Annotated in this window: 13 protein-coding genes and 1 pseudogene; 12 read left to right on the top strand and 2 right to left on the bottom strand. The window is 71.2% G+C overall.

Annotated elements, in window-relative coordinates; genetic code table 11:
• Positions 1–30: 30 nt before the first annotated feature.
• The 3 genes from pdxT to ACWEN0_RS48835 all read left to right on the top strand — a co-directional run bounded on the left by pdxT (position 31) and on the right by ACWEN0_RS48835 (position 2223).
• A complete protein-coding gene (pdxT, locus tag ACWEN0_RS48845; RefSeq protein ID WP_451988594.1) occupies positions 31–651 on the top strand; it encodes a pyridoxal 5'-phosphate synthase glutaminase subunit PdxT in 621 nt (206 codons plus the stop codon).
• Between the two features lie 41 nt (positions 652–692).
• Positions 693–1448, top strand: a complete 756-nt coding sequence (locus tag ACWEN0_RS48840) for a YebC/PmpR family DNA-binding transcriptional regulator (RefSeq protein WP_451988593.1) — start codon at positions 693–695, stop codon at positions 1446–1448.
• A gap of 223 nt (positions 1449–1671) precedes the next feature.
• A complete protein-coding gene (locus ACWEN0_RS48835; protein WP_451988592.1) occupies positions 1672–2223 on the top strand; it encodes a DUF4262 domain-containing protein in 552 nt (183 codons plus the stop codon).
• Here the strand turns inward: ACWEN0_RS48835 and ACWEN0_RS48830 are convergent.
• Positions 2220–2660, bottom strand: a complete 441-nt coding sequence (locus ACWEN0_RS48830) for a cupin domain-containing protein (protein ID WP_451988591.1) — start codon at positions 2658–2660, stop codon at positions 2220–2222. The two genes, ACWEN0_RS48835 and ACWEN0_RS48830, sit on opposite strands and share 4 nt — an antisense overlap.
• Before the next feature lie 74 nt (positions 2661–2734).
• Here ACWEN0_RS48830 and ruvC point away from each other — a divergent pair, with 74 nt between their 5' ends.
• The 8 genes from ruvC to ACWEN0_RS48790 all read left to right on the top strand — a co-directional run bounded on the left by ruvC (position 2735) and on the right by ACWEN0_RS48790 (position 11814).
• Positions 2735–3319 carry a crossover junction endodeoxyribonuclease RuvC gene (gene ruvC, locus ACWEN0_RS48825; protein ID WP_451988590.1) on the top strand — a complete coding sequence of 195 codons (585 nt, stop codon included), beginning with the start codon at positions 2735–2737 and terminating at the stop codon, positions 3317–3319.
• Positions 3316–3912, top strand: coding sequence for a Holliday junction branch migration protein RuvA (gene ruvA / locus ACWEN0_RS48820; RefSeq protein ID WP_451988589.1), 597 nt, complete (start codon positions 3316–3318; stop codon positions 3910–3912). The genes ruvC and ruvA overlap by 4 nt, the downstream gene beginning before the upstream one ends.
• Before the next feature lie 8 nt (positions 3913–3920).
• Positions 3921–4994: a Holliday junction branch migration DNA helicase RuvB gene (gene ruvB / locus ACWEN0_RS48815; protein WP_451988588.1), complete on the top strand. Its 1074-nt coding sequence runs from the start codon at positions 3921–3923 to the stop codon at positions 4992–4994.
• Between the two features lie 119 nt (positions 4995–5113).
• Positions 5114–5518, top strand: a complete 405-nt coding sequence (gene yajC, locus ACWEN0_RS48810) for a preprotein translocase subunit YajC (protein ID WP_451988587.1) — start codon at positions 5114–5116, stop codon at positions 5516–5518.
• Positions 5519–5736: 218 nt separating this feature from the next.
• Complete coding sequence (secD, locus tag ACWEN0_RS48805; RefSeq protein WP_451988586.1) at positions 5737–7533, top strand: protein translocase subunit SecD; 1797 nt, start codon at positions 5737–5739, stop codon at positions 7531–7533.
• Between the two features lies 1 nt (position 7534).
• Positions 7535–8764, top strand: a complete 1230-nt coding sequence (gene secF, locus ACWEN0_RS48800; RefSeq protein ID WP_451988585.1) for a protein translocase subunit SecF — start codon at positions 7535–7537, stop codon at positions 8762–8764.
• Between the two features lies 1 nt (position 8765).
• A complete protein-coding gene (locus ACWEN0_RS48795; RefSeq protein ID WP_451988584.1) occupies positions 8766–9284 on the top strand; it encodes an adenine phosphoribosyltransferase in 519 nt (172 codons plus the stop codon).
• A gap of 181 nt (positions 9285–9465) precedes the next feature.
• Entirely contained in the window at positions 9466–11814 is a 2349-nt protein-coding gene (locus ACWEN0_RS48790) for a RelA/SpoT family protein (RefSeq protein ID WP_451988583.1), read from the top strand.
• Here the strand turns inward: ACWEN0_RS48790 and ACWEN0_RS48785 are convergent.
• Positions 11811–13073: an amidohydrolase family protein gene (locus tag ACWEN0_RS48785; RefSeq protein ID WP_451988582.1), complete on the bottom strand. Its 1263-nt coding sequence runs from the start codon at positions 13071–13073 to the stop codon at positions 11811–11813. The two genes, ACWEN0_RS48790 and ACWEN0_RS48785, sit on opposite strands and share 4 nt — an antisense overlap.
• 50 nt (positions 13074–13123) lie before the next feature.
• Here ACWEN0_RS48785 and ACWEN0_RS48780 point away from each other — a divergent pair.
• Positions 13124–13378 (top strand): annotated as a pseudogene (locus ACWEN0_RS48780) (MarR family winged helix-turn-helix transcriptional regulator); the annotation flags it as partial.

Here is a 13378-nt window from a genome sequence, read left to right as displayed (position 1 = left end):
GGCTGGTGGGAAGGTCTTTCGGGAGGTCGGGTGTCGTCGGAGCCGGTCGTCGGTGTGCTCGCCATGCAGGGTGCCGTGCGCGAGCACGTCGCGATGCTGGCCGAAGCGGGCGCGCGGGCGGTGCCGGTCCGCCGCGCCGCGGAGCTGTCCGAAGTGGACGGTCTGGTGCTGCCCGGCGGCGAGTCGACCACCATGTCGCGGCTGCTGGAGAGCTTCGAGCTGCTGGAGCCGCTGCGCGCGCGGATCGCCGAGGGCATGCCCGCCTTCGGCTCGTGCGCCGGGATGATCCTGCTGGCCCGGCAGACCCTCGACGGGCGGCCGGACCAGCAGCAGCTCGGCGGGCTCGACGTCGTCGTGCGGCGCAACGCCTTCGGCAGGCAGGTCGACTCCTTCGAGGCGGACCTCGACTTCGCCGAGGTGGACGGCGGGCCGGTGCGCGCGGTGTTCATCCGGGCCCCGTGGGTCGAGAAGGCCGGTGCCGGGGTCGAGGTGCTGGCCTCGGTCAGCGGCGTGCCCGGCGTGGACGACGACACCGCTAGGATCGTCGCGGTCCGGCAGGGGGCGGTGCTGGCGACCGCGTTCCACCCGGAACTGACGCCCGACGTGCGGGTGCACCGGCTGTTCGTCGACCTCGTGCGGAAGGCAGCCTGAGACGCGGTGCCCGGCCGGGGTACGGAACAGATGGAGGAGAGATGAGCGGCCACTCCAAGTGGGCCACCACGAAGCACAAGAAGGCCAACCTCGACGCGAAGCGCGGCAAGCTCTTCGCGCGGTTGATCAAGAACATCGAGGTGGCCGCCCGCACGGGCACCGGTGGTGGCGACCCGGACGGCAACCCGACGCTCTACGACGCCATCCAGAAGGCCAAGAAGAACTCGGTCCCGCAGGACAACATCGAGCGCGCCCGCAAGCGCGGCGCCGGTGAAGAGGCGGGCGGCGCCGACTGGCAGAACATCACGTACGAGGGCTACGGCCCCAACGGCGTGGCGGTGCTGATCGAGTGCCTGACCGACAACAAGAACCGCGCCGCGATGGAGGTCCGCACCGCGCTCACCCGCAACGGCGGCTCCCTCGCCGACCCGGGCTCGGTCGCGTACATGTTCACCCGCAAGGGCGTCGTGATCATGCCGAAGGGCGACGCGACGGAGGACGACGTCCTCATGGCGGTCCTCGACGCGGGCGCGGAAGAGGTCAACGACCTCGACGAGAGCTTCGAGATCGTCTCCGAGGGCGGCGACCTGGTCCCGGTGCGCAAGGCACTGCAGGAGGCGGGCTTCGAGTACGAGTCGGCCGAGCTGACGTTCCTCCCGTCGGTGAGCGTCCCCCTCGACGCGGACGGCGCGAAGAAGGTCTTCAAGCTGATCGACGCCCTCGAGGACTGCGACGACGTGCAGAACGTCTACGCCAACTTCGACGTTTCGGACGAGGTGCTCGCCGAGGTCGGCTGAGGTCGGGCTTTGTGCGTTGGAGGCCGCCAGGGGACTCTGTGTCCTTGGGCGGCCTTCGCGCTGTCGGGCGGCGGGGAACGTCTACGCACAGTGTGGCACTCCACGTTTCGGACGAGGTGCTCGCCGAGGTCGGCTGAGTTTTTCCTTGCCCCGCACGGAATCGCGGCCCGGGTCGGAAACTTTCCGGCCCGGGCCCTGTGTTCTCCCCGGATCGTCAGGCAGAATGTGCGCCGTGACCTCGACGACCCCCGCCGCCTCCGCCGATCTCGCCGCCGAACTGACGCCCGACGAACAGCGTCTGGTCGAATGGATCGAGGGGCAGGCGAAGGAACGCGGCAACGCGGTCATCACCGTCGCACCCGACGACGAGGGCGCCGGCTACTGCTTCACCGCGTGCGCGTGGGCGCTGCACAACGTGCCCGAGGCGGTCGTCGTCGGGCTGCCCGACCAGATGGGCCAGGTGCTGCTCGACGCGTACGTCGACCGCGCGGCCAACGGTGAGATCTTCGAGGTCGGAAAGCGCTACGACGACTTCTTCGACGGGGTCCCGGTCGTCCTCGAGCGCGTCAACAAGGGGCACTACCCCGAGTACTTCGGCTCGGCGTTCCTCATCTACCCGGACGGTGACTTCCCGGCGCTGCAGCTGATCGTCGCGACGCCGGAGGGCAAGTTCCCGTGGCACCCGGACGCGCCCGAGGGCTTCGCGCAGTGGCAGCCCGTGCTGACCGGCAGCGGTGACCCGGAGAGCTGGACGCCGGGCGTCGACGGCCCCTAGAACGCCCGCAGGTCGGCCGCCGCCTCCGGGTAACGCGCAGCCAGCTCCGAAGCCGGGGCGAACTCGATGCAGTCGTCCGTGTAGGGCGGCACCACGACGGTCCCCAGCAGGCTCCACGCACCGCGCGTGACCGTCGCCTGCCAGGTCCCGGCCGGCACGACGACCTGCGGCCGCTGGCCGGCGGCGACGTCGGTGCCGAGCACGGGCCGCTCGACCGAACCGTCCGGGTGCAGCAGGAGCATCGCCGCGGGCGCGCCCGCGTGGTGGACCCAGACCTCGACGCGGTCCAGCCGGTGCGGCGCGGAGAACTCCGGCGCGACGAGCAGGTAGTAGATCGCGGACCCGGCGGGGGAGCGCCAGCTCTGCGCCCACCGCCCGCCCTCGACGGGCAGGGGCTCGAGCCCCAGGTGGGTGACGAAATCGGCGGGCTCCGGCATGTCACCCATCCTGCCGCAGACGCGCCCAGTAGCCTCGTAGCTCGAACTGATGTTCGCGGCGAGAGGGAGAACGGGTGCGGGTGCTCGGGGTCGACCCCGGTCTGACCAGGTGCGGCCTGGGGGTGGTCGACGGCGGCAAGGGCCGCGCCGTCCGCTGCGTCGCCGTCGACGTGGTGCGCACGCCCGCCGACGCCGACCTGGCGCACCGGCTGCTCGGCATCTCCGACGAGGTCGAGCGCTGGATGGACAGGTACCAGCCGCAGGCCGTCGCGGTCGAACGCGTCTTCGCCCAGCACAACGTCCGGACCGCGATGGGCACCGCGCAGGCCGGTGGCGTCGTCGCACTGGCCGCCGCGCGGCGGGGCCTGCCGGTCGTCTTCCACACGCCCAGCGAGGTGAAGGCCGCGGTCAGCGGGTCGGGCCGGGCGGACAAGGCGCAGGTCACCGCCATGGTGATGCGCCTGCTCAACCTCGAGGTCGCGCCGCACCCCGCCGACGCCGCGGACGCCCTCGCCCTGGCCATCTGCCACCTCTGGCGCGAGCCGATGCGGGCCCGGCTCGCCGAGGCCGAAGCCCGCGCGGCCGAGATGGCCCGCACCCACAAAGCCCGCCTCGCCGCCGCGGCGAAACAGGCGAAGAAACCAGGAGCAGCGCGATGATCTCGTCGGTACGCGGAGAAGTCCTTTCGGTCGGCCTGGACCACGTCGTGGTCGAGGTCGGCGGGGTCGGCTTCGCCGTGCAGGCCACCCCGGCGACGCTGGCCACCCTGCGCCGCGGCGAGGAAACCCGGCTGCACACCGCGCTCGTCGTCCGCGAAGACTCGCTGACCCTCTTCGGGTTCGCCGACGTCGACGCGCGCGAGCTGTTCGGGTTGCTGCAGACGGTGTCCGGCATCGGGCCGCGGCTCGCGCTGGCCACCCTCGCCGTGCTGGACCCCGACAAGCTGCGGGCCGCACTGGTCGAAGGCAACATCACCGTGCTCACCTCGGTGCCCGGCATCGGCCGCAAGGGCGCCGAGCGGCTCACCCTCGAACTGCGGGACAAGGTCACCGCGCTCGGCGGCACGGGCGACGTCCCTGCCGTCACCGCGCCGGGCGCGCTGCGCTCCGAAGTCGTCGAGGCGCTGGCCGGGCTCGGGTTCCCGGCCAAGCAGGCCGAGCAGGCCGTGGACAAGGTCCTCGCCGACGGTGACGGCCACACGACGTCCAGTGTGCTGCGTGCCGCGCTGGCCACCCTCGGCCGGAAGCGGTAGGGCGCGGCATGGAGTATGACGCCGTGAGCGAGGACGAGGACGAAGCCCTCTCGGCGTGGGCGCAGAGCGGCGACCGCGACGTCGAGGGCACGCTGCGGCCCCGCAAGCTCGACGAGTTCGTCGGCCAGCCGCGCGTGCGGGAGCAGCTCGAGCTGGTGCTGGAGAGCGCGCGCCGCCGCGGCGTGCCGCCCGACCACGTGCTGCTGTCCGGCCCGCCCGGGCTGGGCAAGACGTCGATGGCGATGATCGTGGCGGCCGAGCTGGGCGCGGCCATCCGGATCACCTCCGGTCCCGCGCTGGAACGGGCGGGCGACCTCGCCGCGATGCTGTCCAACCTGGCCCCCGGCGACGTCCTGTTCATCGACGAGATCCACCGCATCGCGCGCCCCGCCGAGGAGATGCTGTACCTCGCGATGGAGGACTTCCGGGTCGACGTCGTGGTCGGCAAGGGCCCGGGCGCCACCAGCATCCCGCTGGAGATCGCGCCGTTCACGCTGGTCGGGGCCACCACGCGGTCCGGCTCGCTGACCGGCCCGCTGCGCGACCGGTTCGGCTTCACCGGCCAGATGGAGTTCTACACCGACGCCGAGCTCGAACTGGTCGTCCGCCGCGCGGCCACGATCCTCGACATCCCGATCGACCGCGACGGCTGCCAGGAGATCGCCGGCCGGTCGCGGGGGACACCCCGGATCGCGAACCGGCTGCTGCGCCGCGTCCGCGACTACGCCGAGGTCCGCGCCGACGGCAAGGTGACCCTCGAGGTCGCGCGCGCCGCGCTGGCCGTCTACGACGTCGACGAGCTGGGGCTGGACCGGCTCGACCGGGCCGTGCTCACCGCGCTGACCAGGTCGTTCGGTGGCGGACCGGTCGGCATCTCGACGCTGGCGGTCGCCGTGGGGGAGGAGGCGACCACCGTGGAAGAGGTGTGTGAGCCCTACCTCGTCCGCGCCGGTATGCTCGCCCGCACCCCGCGCGGGCGCGTCGCTACCGCGGCCGCGTGGGAACACCTCGGCTTGGTGCCGCCCGCGGACCTCCCGGGGCGCCCGGACCAGGGCGGGCCGTCGCTGTTCGACGAGGACTGAGCGGCTCGTACCGGCGGGTGGGTGCTGGCGTCCGCGCTGGTACCTGGCACACTTGACAGGAGCACATACCCAAGAACCGGGCATTTCGGCATGGTGCCGTGTCCGTCGAACGGAGAATCATGCAAAGTCTATTGCTGCCCCTGCTCCTCGTGCTCGTCCTCGCCGTCCCGCTGGTGATGAGTACGCGCAAGCAGAAGAAGCAGCAGGCGGCGCAGCAGGACCTGCAGAACAGCCTGGCGGCCGGTGACCGCGTCATGACCACCTCGGGCCTCTACGGCACCGTGGCCGACGCCTCCGGCGACACCACGATCGACATCGAGATCGCGCCGGGCGTCGTCACCACCTGGCTGCGGCTCGCGGTCCGCGAGAAGGTCGAGCCGGTCGTCGAGACCGACGAGGACGCCGCCGACGAGGTGGAGGCCCCCGCCGAGGAGTCGATCATCGAGTCGGGCGCCGGCATCAAGGACGACGAGCCGCAGACCACCGCTCAGGTGGCGCCGCCGCTGGAGCACGGCAAGAAGTAGCCCGCGGATCCTCCCGGGCGCGCGCGAAAGCCCCGACGAAAGTCGGTGTGGCCTGCAACGCCGGGCTCACGCAGCACCGAGTAGTGTCTCGGTGCTGCGTGCGTGTCCGCCGTCATACCCGTGCCCGGGAGTGAATCGCACACAGACCTGGCCCCGGTAACCCTCCGGGGCGGGCACCGCATCGTTGGGGCAACCCAGTCCGAGGAGACCGAAGCACCGTGGCATCATCGGCCGGGCATCTCCGCCCGGGACGCTATCTCGCCTTCTTCGCCCTGATCGTGATCGCGCTGTACGCGCTGGTGTTCCTCACCGGCAACCACAAGCCGACCCCGAAGCTGGGCATCGACCTGCAGGGCGGCACCCGGGTCACGCTCACCGCCCGCACCCCCGACGGCGGTCAGCCGACCCGTGACTCCCTGAACCAGGCGCGCCAGATCATCGAGCGGCGCGTGAACGGGATCGGCGTCGGCGGCACCGAGGTCCTCCTCGACGGCAACAACGTCGTCATCACCGTCCCCGGCGAGCAGGGCGACCAGGCGAAGAACCTCGGCAAGACCGCGAAGCTGGGCTTCCGGAAGGTCGTCGCCAACGCGACGCAGCCGGTCGTGCCGCCGCAGCCGTCGGCGCCCCCCGCCACGAACACGCCGACGTCCGGTGCCCCGAGCAAGCCGGCCACGCCGTCCTCCGGCGCGCCCTCGGCGACGTCCGGCGCCCCGACGGCCACCAAGAGCGGGGGCGGCGGCGCTCCGGGCGCCGCGCCCGCGCAGCAGCAGAGCACCTCGCCGGCCCCGCCGAGCTCCAGCACGCCGCCGCCGGCGTCGAGCCAGGCCCCCGCGCCCGCGGACGGTTCCGTCGACGCGGACACGGCGAAGGAGATCCAGGCCGCGAAGGCGCTCCGCCAGAACAAGGCCCTCATCGGCGCCGACGGCCAGCCGAACCAGGAGCTCGTCGCCAAGGCGATGGCCGCGCTCACCTGCGCGCCGAACGCCAAGGACCCGCTGGAAGGCAACGACGACCCGAAGCTGCCGCTGGTCGCCTGCGGTGACCACGACACGTACAAGTACCTGCTGGAGCCGGAGTTCCTGCCGGGCACCGAGATCGCCGACTCGACCTCGGGCTACGACCAGCAGCGCGGCCAGTGGGTGGTGAACCTCAGCTTCAAGAGCGAGGGCACCAAGATCTGGGCGGACTTCACCTCGAAGAACACCGGCCAGCAGGCCGCCTTCGTCCTCGACACGCAGGTCGTGTCCGCGCCGAACATCCAGGTCGCGATCCTGGACGGCAACACCCAGATCACCGGCAAGTTCACGCAGTCCGAGGCGAAGGACCTCTCGGACATCCTCAAGTACGGCTCGCTGCCGCTGTCGTTCGCGTCTTCGGACGCGACCACGGTGTCGGCCACGCTCGGCCTCGCCTCGCTGCAGGCCGGCCTCATCGCCGGCGGCATCGGCCTGCTGGTGGTGTTCATCTACTGCCTGTTCTACTACCGACTGCTCGGCGTGCTCACCATCCTGTCGCTGGCCCTGTCCGGCGCGCTGGTGTTCGCGGTGCTCGTCCTGCTCGGCCGCTGGATCGGCTACACGCTCGACCTGGCGGGCATCGCCGGCCTGATCATCGCCATCGGCATCACGGCGGACTCGTTCGTCATCTACTTCGAACGACTGAAGGACGAGATCCGGGAAGGGCGGACCTTCCGGTCCGCGGTGCCCCGGGGCTGGGTCCGCGCCCGGCGGACGATCCTGGCGTCGGACGGGGTCAGCTTCCTGGCCGCCGCGATCCTGTACGTCATCGCGGTCGGCGACGTCCAGGGCTTCGCGTTCACCCTCGGCATGTCCACGGTGCTCGACCTCGTCGTCGTGTACCTGGTGACGCACCCGCTGGTGGCCATGGTGTCCACGTCGAAGTCGAAGTTCCTGTCCAACCCGAGGAACCTGGGCCTCGGCGCCGTGCAGCAAGTGGGTTCGCAGCGTAAGAAGTCGACCTCGGTCGGCCGCGCGAACGTGAAGGAGGCCTGACGTGGGGGTCGAAGAACTGGGCACGGACGCCGACGGCGACAGCAAGGTCGCGGCGAAGCCCGGCAAGAAGGAAAGCATCTTCCACCGGCTCTACGTCGGCACCGGCGCGTTCGACGTCGTGGGCAAGCGCAAGCGCTGGTACATCTTCTTCGCCGCGCTGGTGCTCGTGTGCCTCGCGTCGATGGTCTTCCGCGGCTTCAACATCGGCATCGAGTTCGAGGGCGGCACGCAGATCCAGATGCCGGCCAACGGCATCCACGGCGTGATCACCGAGGACCAGGCGAAGGCGTCGTTCCAGAAGGCGCTCGGCCGCCCGGCGGCCGAGACGCAGAAGGTCGGCACCGGCAACGCGTCGACCATCCAGATCCGGACCGACACGCTGGACGCGGCCGAGGTCGCGAAGGTCAAGCAGGGCCTGTTCACCGACCTGGGCCCCAAGGGCAGCAACGGCCAGCCGAGCGTGCAGGCGATCTCCGACAGCGCGGTGAGCGCGTCGTGGGGTGGCGAGATCTCGCAGAAGGCGCTGATCGCGCTGGCGGTGTTCCTCGTCGCGGTGGTCATCTTCCTGGCGATCTACTTCGACCCGCGGATGGCCGTGGCGGCGCTGATCTCGCTGCTGCACGACATCCTGGTCACGGCCGGGGTGTACTCGCTGGTCGGCTTCGAGGTCACCCCGGCGACCGTGATCGGCCTGCTGACGATCCTCGGCTTCTCGCTGTACGACACGGTGGTGGTGTTCGACAAGGTCCGCGAGAACACGCGCGGCCTGCTCGGCCTGACCCGCCGCACGTACGCCGAAGCGGCGAACCTGGCGCTGAACCAGACCCTGATGCGGTCGTTCAACACCGCGTTCATCGCGCTGCTGCCGATCCTCGGCCTGCTGATCGTCGGGTACCTCCTGCTCGGCTCCGGCACGCTGCAGGACCTGGCGCTGGTGCAGCTGACCGGCACCCTGGTCGGCGTGCTCTCGTCGGTCGCGCTGGCGACGCCGCTGCTGGTCGACTTCAAGATGCGCGACCCGAAGTACAAGCAGCAGGCCGAGCGCGTCCGCCAGCGTCGCCTCAACCAGGAGCGCAAGGCGGCCGGCGGTGAGGACTTCGACGCCTCGGACGACGACGCCCTGGCCAAGGAACTGCGCAAGGAACGGGCGTACGCGGCCGCGGCCAGCGTCCCGGCCCGGATCCAGAAGCAGCGTCCGCAGGGCAAGCCGTCGACCAAGCGGAAGCGCTGACGTGCAGCTGGACGACGCCCTCGGCCTGATCGCCGAGGTGCCGGACTTTCCCGAGCCCGGCGTGCTGTTCCGCGACCTGAGCCCGCTGTTCGCGGACGCGGGCGCGTTCAAAGCGGTGACCGACGCGCTGGCGGGCACCCTCGGCGAAGACGTCGAGGCGCTCGCCGGCGTGGAGGCCCGCGGGTTCCTCCTCGCCGCGGCCGTCGGGTACGCCCGCGGCCTCGGCGTGGTGCTGGTCCGCAAGCCCGGCAAGCTCCCGCAGGTGGCGGGCCGGGTGGACTACGCGCTGGAGTACGGCACGGCGACCGTCGAGCTCCCGGCGGGCGTGGTCCGGCCGGGCCAGCGCATCGCCATCCTCGACGACGTCCTCGCCACGGGCGGCACGGTCGCGGCCACGGGCAAGCTCCTGGAAGACGCGGGAGCCGTCGTCGACAGCGTGTCGGTGGTCCTGGAACTGGCCGCCCTGCGCGGCCGCGAGGTGCTGGCGAACCGCAAGGTCCACGCCCTCCAGTCCTGCTGACCCGGCTCTCGTGAGTGGTCAGGGCGTTGGAACCGTCCTGACCACTCACGACATGCCGCAGGTGGAGCAAAGCGGCTGGTCGGAGGCTTGGCATCCCCCTGAACGGGCGCACCCGGCGGGGCCGCGAGGCGCAGCGGCTACCCTGGTGGTTCGAAGGCCGCACGAGCAGCAGGAGGTGCGGGTGAGCCAGGAGCTCGACGCCGCGGTGCCCGCGAAAGAGGGCGCCCAGCAGAACGGGCAGGCGGCGGCCCAGGCGCCGAGGCCGAACGGTGCGGCGCCGAACCCGTCCGCGACCCGGCGGGTCCGGGCGCGTCTGGCCCGGCGGATCACCGCGCAGCGCGCCGCCCCGGTCAAGCAGGTCCTCGAACCCCTGGCCGTCATCCACCGCGAGCTGCACCCCAACGCCGACCTCGGGTTGCTGCAGCGCGCCTACGACGTCGCCGAGGAACTGCACCGCAACCAGCGGCGCAAGTCCGGCGACCCCTACATCACGCACCCGCTGGCCGTCGCCACCATCCTCGCCGAGCTGGGGATGGACACGACCACGCTGGTCGCGGCGCTGCTGCACGACACGGTCGAGGACACCGGGTACGCCGTCGAGAGCCTGAAGGCCGACTTCGGCGAGAAGGTCGCCGAGCTGGTCGACGGCGTCACGAAGCTGGACAAGGTCAAGCTCGGCACGTCCGCCGAGGCCGAAACCATCCGCAAGATGGTCATCGCGATGGCCAAGGACCCGCGCGTCCTGGTCATCAAGCTCGCCGACCGGCTGCACAACATGCGCACCATGCGGTTCCTGCCGCCGGAGAAGCAGGCCCGCAAGGCCCGCGAGACGCTCGAAGTCCTCGCGCCGCTGGCCCACCGGCTCGGCATGGCCACGGTCAAGTGGGAGCTGGAGGACCTCGCGTTCGCGATCCTGCAGCCGAAGAAGTACGACGAGATCGTGCGTCTGGTCGCCGACCGCGCGCCCTCGCGCGACATCTACCTGCGCTCGGTCATCACCGACCTGACCAGCAACCTCGTGTCGTCGCGGATCACCGCGAAGGTCGAGGGCCGACCCAAGCACTACTACTCGATCCACCAGAAGATGATCGTCCGCGGCCGCGACCTGGACGACATCCACGACCTTGTCGGCGTGCGGATCCTGGTCGAAGACGTCCGCGACTGCTACGCGGCGATGGGTGTCGTCCACGCGCTGTGGCAGCCGGTCCCCGGCCGGTTCAAGGACTACATCGCGCAGCCGCGGTTCGGCGTCTACCAGTCCCTGCACACGACGGTGATCGGCCCGGACGGCAAACCCCTCGAGGTGCAGATCCGCACCTACGAGATGCACCGCACCGCCGAGTACGGCATCGCCGCGCACTGGCGGTACAAGGAAACCAAGGGCACGCACAACGGCAACGCGATGGACGTCGACGAGATGGCGTGGATGCGCCAGCTCCTCGACTGGCAGCGCGAGGCGGCGGACCCGGGCGACTTCCTCGAGTCCCTGCGCTACGAGCTGGCCTCGCGCGAGATCTTCGTGTTCACGCCCAAGGGCGACGTCATCACGCTGCCCGTGGAGTCCACGCCGGTCGACTTCGCCTACGCCGTGCACACAGAGGTCGGCCACCGCTGCATCGGCGCCCGCGTCAACGGCCGCCTGGTCGCGCTCGAGCGCAAGCTGGAGAACGGCGAAGTCGTCGAGATCTTCACGTCGAAGGCGGAGAACGCCGGGCCGTCGCGCGACTGGCTGCAGTTCGCGGGCTCGCCGAAGGCGCGCGCGAAGATCCGGCAGTGGTTCGCCAAGGAACGCCGCGACGAGGCGATCGAAGGCGGCAAGGAAGCCATCACCAAGGAGATCCGCAAGGTCGGCCTGCCGATCCAGCGGCTCGTCTCCGCGGAGTCGATGGGCGCGGTCGCCACCGAGCTGCGCCACGCCGACATCTCGTCGCTCTACGCGGCGGTCGGTGAGGGCCACACCAGCGCGAAGCACGTCGTGCAGCGGCTGGTCGCGCTCATCGGCGGCGTCGACGCGGCGGAAGAGGAGCTTGCCGAGCGCGCGACGCCCTCGACCGTCACGCGGCGCCGCGGGTCCAACGACGTCGGCGTGGTGGTCAAGGGCGCCAGCGACGTCTGGGCCAAGCTCGCCCGCTGCTGCACGCCGGTGCCGGGCGACGAGATCCTCGGCTTCGTGACCCGTGGCGGCGGCGTCTCGGTGCACCGCACCGACTGCACCAACGCCGGTGACCTGCAGTCCCAGCCCGAGCGGCTGGTCGAGGTCGAATGGGCGCCTTCGGCGTCTTCGGTGTTCCTGGTGGCCATCCAGGTCGAGGCGCTCGACCGGCACCGCCTGCTCTCGGACGTGACGAAGGTGCTGGCCGACGAGAAGGTGAACATCCTCTCGGCGTCGGTGACCACGTCCCGCGACCGGGTCGCGGTCAGCCGCTTCTCGTTCGAGATGGGCGACCCGAAGCACCTCGGCCACGTCCTCAAGGTGGTCCGCGGCGTGGAGGGCGTCTACGACGTCTACCGCGTGACCTCGGCTTCCTAGGGCGTCCACGACCCGTCGACGGCGATGCCCGCGGCCGCGGCGACGCGGTCGCGGGACTCCCGCAGCCGGTCGCGCACAGCGGGCAGGTCGACGTCGAGCAGCTTCCCGTCGCGCTTGACCGCCTTCCCGGCGACGAAGACGCTGTCCACCAGGCCGGGGTGGCCGGCCGCCACGATCGTGCCGACAGCATCGCTGACGGGAAAGACGCTGGGGTCCTCGGCATCGAGCAGGATGAGGTCGGCGTCCTTGCCGACGGTGAGGGAGCCGGTGTTGCGCCCGACCGCCCGGGCGCCCTCGACGGTGGCGAACCCGAGCACGTCCCGGGTCGTGACGCTGCCGCGCTCGGCGGCCAAGGCCGTGCGCATGGCGCCGAACAGGTCACCGCCGGCGGACGGGCAGTCGTCGATCGACAGCGAGGGCCGGAGCCCGGCGGCCAGCGCCCGGCCGGTCACCAGCGGCTCGAAGCCCATCTTCAGCTCCACGTCCGGGCTGATCGACAGCGAGCAGCCCGCGTCGGCCAGCATCGCGAGCTGGTCGTCGGAGAGGCCGTTGCCGTGCACCACGGTCAGCCGGTCGTCGAGCAGGCCGCGCGCCCGCATCCCGTCGATCGGCCGGTCGCCGTGCGGCCAGCCGCCGGTCCCGTGGATGTGGGTGCTCGTCCGGAGCCCGAGTTCCCGCGCCAGCGCGACATCGGCGGCCGTGTCGTCCATTGTGGACATCACGGGCCCGCGCAGGCCCAGGGCCAGGTCGTCGCCGGGGAGCAGGGACCGCACCCGCCGGAGCTCCGGGGCGATGTCCGGGCCCGCGGCGCCGTAGCAGAAGATCGAGTGGCCGGGCGCGTCGCGCAGCCCGGCGATCGCGGCGTCGGCGTTCTCCGGGCGGTCGGCGCAGTGGAACCAGTCGAGCATCGTCGTGACGCCCGAGGAAAGAGCCTCGAGCCGGCCGACGAGGTTGCCCAGGTACACGTCTTCGGGCCGGTAGTGCGGCCTGAGCGTGCCGTGCATCGCGGTGCGGTACTGGTCGAACGTCCAGTTCGCGCCGAGGCGGCGGAACGCCGTCTGCCAGGTGTGCCGGTGGGTGTCCACGAACCCCGGCAGGACGATCTTGCCCGCGGCGTCGACGACGTCGGCGTCGGCCACGTCGAGTGCGGGGGCGACCGCGGCGATCCGGCCGTCCTCGATGAGCACGTCACCGCGGGGCAGGTCGCCGACGGCCGGGTCCATGGTGACCACCCGGCCGCCGCGCACCAGTGTCTTCATCGTGTCCTCCCTAGGAGTTGATGCGTCAACTCTAGCGTAGACTGACGGCCATGAGCCCTGAGGACTGGGAGTTCTGGGACACCTGGATGCGCGCGCAGCGGTTGCTCGCCCACGAGCTCGACCGCGGCCTGCAACGCGACTGCGGCATCTCGAAGGCCGAGTTCAGCGTGCTGCGGACGCTGGCCCGGCCGATGCGCGTCGGCGAGCTCGCCGACGCGCTGGGCGGGGTGGAGAAGTTGGGTATAGGACACGTCTTAAATCCAGTAACCCAAAATATGATGGTGGTTGGCGGGTGGTGGTTGTTA

The organism is Amycolatopsis sp. NPDC004378 (assembly GCF_053602455.1).
The sequence above is the reverse complement of the archived record's forward strand: the minus strand, read 5'-3'. Positions and strand labels throughout refer to the sequence as shown.

Bases quoted from the DNA above. Each gene is read 5' to 3' on its own strand.
- ruvA (WP_451988589.1), top strand. From the start codon at position 3,316: ATGATCTCGTCGGTACGCGGAGAAGTCCTTTCGGTCGGCCTGGACCAC.
- yajC (WP_451988587.1), top strand. From the start codon at position 5,114: ATGCAAAGTCTATTGCTGCCCCTGCTCCTCGTGCTCGTCCTCGCCGTC.
- ACWEN0_RS48840 (WP_451988593.1), top strand. From the start codon at position 693: ATGAGCGGCCACTCCAAGTGGGCCACCACGAAGCACAAGAAGGCCAAC.
- ACWEN0_RS48835 (WP_451988592.1), top strand. From the start codon at position 1,672: ATGTGCGCCGTGACCTCGACGACCCCCGCCGCCTCCGCCGATCTCGCC.
- ruvB (WP_451988588.1), top strand. From the start codon at position 3,921: ATGGAGTATGACGCCGTGAGCGAGGACGAGGACGAAGCCCTCTCGGCG.
- ACWEN0_RS48830 (WP_451988591.1), bottom strand. From the start codon at position 2,660: ATGCCGGAGCCCGCCGATTTCGTCACCCACCTGGGGCTCGAGCCCCTG.
- ACWEN0_RS48785 (WP_451988582.1), bottom strand. From the start codon at position 13,073: ATGAAGACACTGGTGCGCGGCGGCCGGGTGGTCACCATGGACCCGGCC.